General features: G+C 41.3%; 6 protein-coding genes. 3 read left to right on the top strand and 3 right to left on the bottom strand.

The genetic code is table 11. The features are described 5' to 3' along the window. Positions 1–167: 167 nt before the first annotated feature. The gene (locus tag AABK37_RS40315) at positions 168–419 is read right to left on the bottom strand and encodes a CTB family bacteriocin (RefSeq protein WP_432556995.1); all 252 of its coding nucleotides are present in this window, start codon (positions 417–419) and stop codon (positions 168–170) included. 86 nt (positions 420–505) lie between these two features. Continuing rightward, entirely contained in the window at positions 506–757 is a 252-nt protein-coding gene (locus AABK37_RS40310; protein WP_432556994.1) for a CTB family bacteriocin, read from the bottom strand. Between the two features lie 405 nt (positions 758–1,162). Here AABK37_RS40310 and AABK37_RS40305 point away from each other — a divergent pair, with 405 nt between their 5' ends. Both AABK37_RS40305 and AABK37_RS40300 read left to right on the top strand, forming a co-directional pair. Next, positions 1,163–2,200 carry a c-type heme family protein gene (locus tag AABK37_RS40305; protein WP_432556993.1) on the top strand — a complete coding sequence of 346 codons (1,038 nt, stop codon included), beginning with the start codon at positions 1,163–1,165 and terminating at the stop codon, positions 2,198–2,200. Positions 2,201–2,246: 46 nt separating this feature from the next. Beyond that, entirely contained in the window at positions 2,247–3,041 is a 795-nt protein-coding gene (locus AABK37_RS40300) for a MinD/ParA family ATP-binding protein (RefSeq protein WP_432556992.1), read from the top strand. Between the two features lie 133 nt (positions 3,042–3,174). On the opposite strand, the gene AABK37_RS40295 is transcribed toward AABK37_RS40300, so the two are convergent. Then, the gene (locus tag AABK37_RS40295) at positions 3,175–3,345 is read right to left on the bottom strand and encodes a hypothetical protein (RefSeq protein ID WP_432556991.1); all 171 of its coding nucleotides are present in this window, start codon (positions 3,343–3,345) and stop codon (positions 3,175–3,177) included. 328 nt (positions 3,346–3,673) lie between these two features. On the opposite strand from AABK37_RS40295, the gene AABK37_RS40290 reads away from it, so the two are divergent. Next, positions 3,674–5,068: a S8 family peptidase gene (locus AABK37_RS40290; protein ID WP_432556990.1), complete on the top strand. Its 1,395-nt coding sequence runs from the start codon at positions 3,674–3,676 to the stop codon at positions 5,066–5,068. The last annotated feature ends 204 nt before the right edge of the window (positions 5,069–5,272 follow it).

Genomic DNA, 5,272 nt, shown 5'->3' with positions numbered 1-5,272 from the left:
GATTGCCAAACCACCTGCTACGGTGTCGAGTTCATCTGAAGATAGTTCAACTGCACCGATGTTGTTGATTTCGTTAGTCATTGTTTTTCTCCGTTGTTGTGTAATTTTGGATTTGGAATATTAAGATTTGTTGTGGGGTGAGCATTTTACCCACCCAGGTTGTGTAATTAATTAACAGCGATCGCTTGACCAGCCGAGCTAGAGATTTCTTGCACGTTGGTGAAAGAAACTGTACCGCTACCACCAGGACCTGCAAAGGTTTGTTGACCTACAGCCAGATTCGTTTGCTTGAAAGTGTTAGATGCATCAGATGCAAAACCTTGAACATCACCGAAACTGATTGCCAAACCACCTGCTACGGTGTCGAGTTCATCTGAAGATAGTTCAACTGCACCGATGTTGTTGATTTCGTTAGTCATTGTTTTTCTCCGTTGTTGTGTAGTTTTGGATTTGGGATATTAAGATTTGTTGTGGGGTGAGCATTTTGCTCACCCAGGTTGTGTAATTAATTAACAGCGATCGCTTGACCAGCCGAGCTAAAGATTTCTTGCGCGTTGGTGAAAGAAACTGTACCGCTACCACCAGGACCAGCAAAGGTTTGCTGACCTACAGCCAGATTCGTTTGCTTGAAAGTATTTGTTGCATCAGATGCAAAACCTTGAACATCACCGAAACTGATTGCCAAACCACCTGCTACGGTGTCGAGTTCATCTGAAGATAGTTCAACTGCACCGATGTTGTTGATTTCGTTAGTCATTGTTTTTCTCCGTTGTTGTTTAGTTTTGGGATACGCAGCGTGTAACTTGTTTATCGTTAACTTGGTTGTGTTTGCTGCGTTTGTTTGCTTTCGATGTGTTCATAATAGGAATTTTGCTTTTAGCTGTACATCGGAAAAACGTTGGATTTGCGACGTAGTTTTTATCCATCAAAGTGACTCCTACTAAAGTTGGAGGCTTTATTTAGATTAAAATTTGCGCTCATATAGTGATTGCAGCTTTGGATTAAAGAAAAATTTGATCGAGTTAAGGTGGCTTAGAAATATAAGTAAACAAGACCGTTGATAGAAATTAGAGAAATGCTACCTCGTCTTAAACTTGCGTCTCAATTTACGTTACTTCTGTCACTAATTTTTATTGCTGGAATTGCACTAGGGGGATTGGCATTGTCTAAAGCTCTAGAGCAAAAAGCCGAAATGGAAATGAGTCATCGAGGACAAATGGCTATGCAGATGGTCAATGCAGTAGAAAGTTATACTAGTAAGCAGATTGCGCCGCTGATTGCTCAAATAGCCGATCCACAAACTGAGTTTATTCCAGAAACTATACCCAGCTTGGCAGCAAGGCAAGTATTTGACACGCTCAAACAAACCTGGAAATACAAAGATTTTATTTATAAAGACGCAACACTGAATCCGACGAATTTGGCTGACCAAGTTGACCGATTCGAGGCAAAATTAATTGAGCGGTTTGAAAGCGATCGCACTCTCAAAACTTTATCTGGTTTTCGCGATCAAGCTGGAGAACGATTATTTTATAGCGCTCAACCATTAGCCGTAACAAACTCAAGCTGTCTATTATGTCATAACACTCCGCAGGTTGCACCAAAAAGCCATGTGGAAAAATATGGTACTCAAAACGGTTATGGCTGGAAGCTGAATCAAATTATCGGCACCCAGATTATCTATATCCCTGCAAGTGAAGTATTTACCAACGCTCGTCAAGCGCTTTTTCTATTCATCAGCATATTTATGAGCATTTTTGCATTAGTGATTGTGTTCATTAACTATTTACTTAAATGGAGAGTGATTCAACCTTTAAAACCAATGGCTCAACTTGCTCAAACAATAACTTTAGATCGCCTTAGCGCTAGCGAAGTCAGAAAATTGGAACGTCAAGGATTAACCCAAATCGCTCAACGCACCGATGAACTGGGGCAACTTGGACGTGTGTTTCAAAAAATGGTACGGGAAGTATGCGATCGCGAAGCGTACCGCAGGCATCGCGAACAGCAATTATCCGAGCAGTTGCAGCAGCTTCAAGTAGAAATTGACTCGTCAAAAGTAATACAGCAAGTTGCGGAAATTGCTGAAAGTGATTATTTTCAGAAGCTACAAAAAACCGCAAAAGAGATTCGCAGTCAATGGGGAGGAGGGGAGGAGGGGAGGAGTGGGGGAGGGGGAGAACTAACTCCTAACTCTTAACCAATAACAACTAGCAACTAACAACTATTAAGTAGAGTAGATAATAATGGCGAAAATTGTCTCAATTCATTCTTTTCGAGGTGGAACGGGTAAATCTAATGTAACTGCAAACCTCGCAACTTTGATTGCTCGTGCAGGTTTCCGCGTAGGAATAGTAGACACAGATATTCAATCACCAGGAATTCATGTTCCTTTTGGTTTGGATGAAACCAAAGTCAAGCACACGCTAAATGATTACTTGTGGGGACGCTGTACCATTGAAGCCGCTACTTACGATCTCAGTTCTGTGTTTACAACATCAAAGAACTGGTTTTCTCATAACCGAGGCAAAATCTATCTAATTCCATCCAGCATCAAAACCGGGGAAATCTCGCGGATTTTGCGTGAGGGATATGATGCTCGTTTGCTCAATGATGGGTTTCGTCAGATAGTGCAACGTTTCGGGTTAGATTATCTCTTCATTGATACTCACCCTGGAATCAATGAAGAAACGCTTCTTTCTGCTATTATCTCGGATGTACTCGTGGTAATTCTGCGTCCCGATAAACAAGACTATCAAGGAACAGCAGTGACAATCGATGTCGCACGTAAATTAGAAGTGCCAAAAATGCTCTTGGTTGTGAATAAAGCATTACCTAGCTTGAATCATGAAAGATTGCGGCAGCAAATTCAACAAACTTATAATGTTCCAGTGGCAGGAGTGCTACCTGTTTGTGAAGAAATGTTTCATCTGGGAAGTAGTGATATTTTCTGTTTGCGCTATCCAGAGCATCCTTGGACAAAAACTGTGAGTGCGATAGCCGAAGGCTTAAGCTCCGCTTATCGCACTCCACCTAAGTGAAAATAAAAAACCTGTAAATAAGCCGTTTCATTTAGGCAGAATCAACCGCTAATATCATTTTGTTCAGAACCCCGACTCCGGAGTGCGAAGTCGGGGTAGCAAATTGTAACTTAATATCTTGAAAAATCGCACATTATTTACTATTTGTCACATCAACAAATTCTCTTAATCGTTCTTGCCAGTTAGGAATGGCTTTAAGTTTAGCTTTTTGTCCCAACCTACCTTTAAAGCAGATAGGTAAATTGTCTAATTCGTCCTTAAAATTTTTTTTAGCTCCAATTTGATTATTTTTCTGGAATGGCATTGTTCAAAGCTGTACGTATTAATATACTGGCTTAAATGTCTAGGTATAGCTATCTTTGGGTAGCAATGGAGCGCGATTTTTATGAGCAGTTCTTGCTGTTCAGTAGACCTCTTGCACGAATCATTGATGCCCAGGGCGTTGTGCGTACAAAGTGTTCCTCCGCACACTCAAAAGACTATTTTGAACAGTCCACCTGCGTGGACTTCGTTTGTATAGCCGCACCTGAGCCAGGTATTCATGCAAGAAGTCTAGTATGAAAATTGCATAGGTCTACTTCACCAGAAATAGTGAATAACATACAGGCGAAAAATTACTGATTTCTAACACTATGCTGAACAATGAAATAAAGAATTGTGGCGATTTATTAGATAATTCGTCTCAAAGTTTTGCGTCAATCACTACAAATACATTAGATTCAGATAGGCTGATAAGTACGCTTCGTAATGCTTCCAGTTTTTATAGTGAATTATCTAATGACCTGTCAGATTCAATTTACAAATCTGACAGCACCAATACTAACAATTCAGATTACCAATATACTAATACAACTGACGGTTGGCTTGATAATTCAATGACAGGTCAATTTAGGATTAATTACGCTCAACAAATCATTGATTACAATACAGGTCAATCTATTGGGGATAGTAATGGCGAGTTTGATATTAATAGTTATCCATCAAATAATGATGACCTACAAGTAAGTAATTTTGATGCTGGCGGTGAATTGCATCAATTAAGTACAGATACTTCCTCAACTGAATCATATCTGACTGCACAATCTCGCCGATTTAGTGAAGTGTATGGCTACGGCTTAGTTGATGCGGCAGCAGCTGTTGCAGAATCTATAGGGCGATCGCGTTTTGCTGATGTTGTTAACCGAAGTAATTACTACGATTGGGGACTGGATGCGATTAGTGTACCAGAAGTCTGGACGCAAGGATATTCGGGCAAGAATGTTGTTGTTGCAGTGGTTGACACGGGAGTAGATTATACTCACGCAGATTTGAATGATAATATTTGGTTCAATTCTGGCGAAATTTTCGGTAATGGAATTGATGACGATCGCAACGGATACGTTGATGATGTCATTGGCTGGAATTTTGTCAACAACAATAACAACCCAATGGATTATAACGAACATGGAACTCATGTTGCTGGAATCATTGCGGCTGAAAACAATGGATCTGGGATTAACGGCGTTGCCTATAATGCCAAAATAATGCCGATTCGGGTGCTAGATGAAAAAGGAAGTGGTAGTTTTGACAATATTGCCCGTGGAATTGTCTATGCGGCTGACAATGGCGCAGATGTAATTAATCTCAGCTTAGGCGGTGGTTACTCTTCTACGCTTGAACAAGCGATTAAATACGCAACCCAAAAAGGTGCGGTTGTTGTGATGGCAGCGGGAAATGAAGGTGCATACAAACCTACAAATCCAGCAGCTTTGGCGACAAATTACGGAATTGCAGTAGGTGCAATTGACTACTACGGGTATGTGACTGATTTCTCCAACTGGGCAGGCTCGAATAGTAATCTAAATTATGTAGTTGCCCCTGGTGATGATATCTATTCCACAGTTCCCGGTAATGACTATAAATTTCTGGATGGTACTTCGATGGCTACACCTTATGTTTGCGGTGTGGCAGCACTAATGTTAAGTGCTAATCCTTATTTGACTCCCAATCAAGTACGTCAAATTATTGCCGGAACTGCGATCGGTTAATTTTTTATTTTTCAAGGGATGGGGAGAGGGAGAGGGGGGGAGTGGGAGAGGGGGGGAGGGGGGAGTGGGAAGACAAGGGAGATATAGAAATTTCCTCCTTGTCCACGCCAGTCGCTACAACGGAGGGAACCTCACGCGGCTATTGCTCAAGTCAACGAGTTCCACCTCTTAAGCCTTGCGTCGTTCGCGCAGCGTCTCCCAAAG

The sequence above is a fragment of the Tolypothrix sp. VBCCA 56010 genome, from assembly GCF_050875635.1.
Taxonomy (GTDB): domain Bacteria; phylum Cyanobacteriota; class Cyanobacteriia; order Cyanobacteriales; family Nostocaceae; genus Hassallia.
This window is presented reverse-complemented; position numbering and strand designations above follow the sequence as displayed.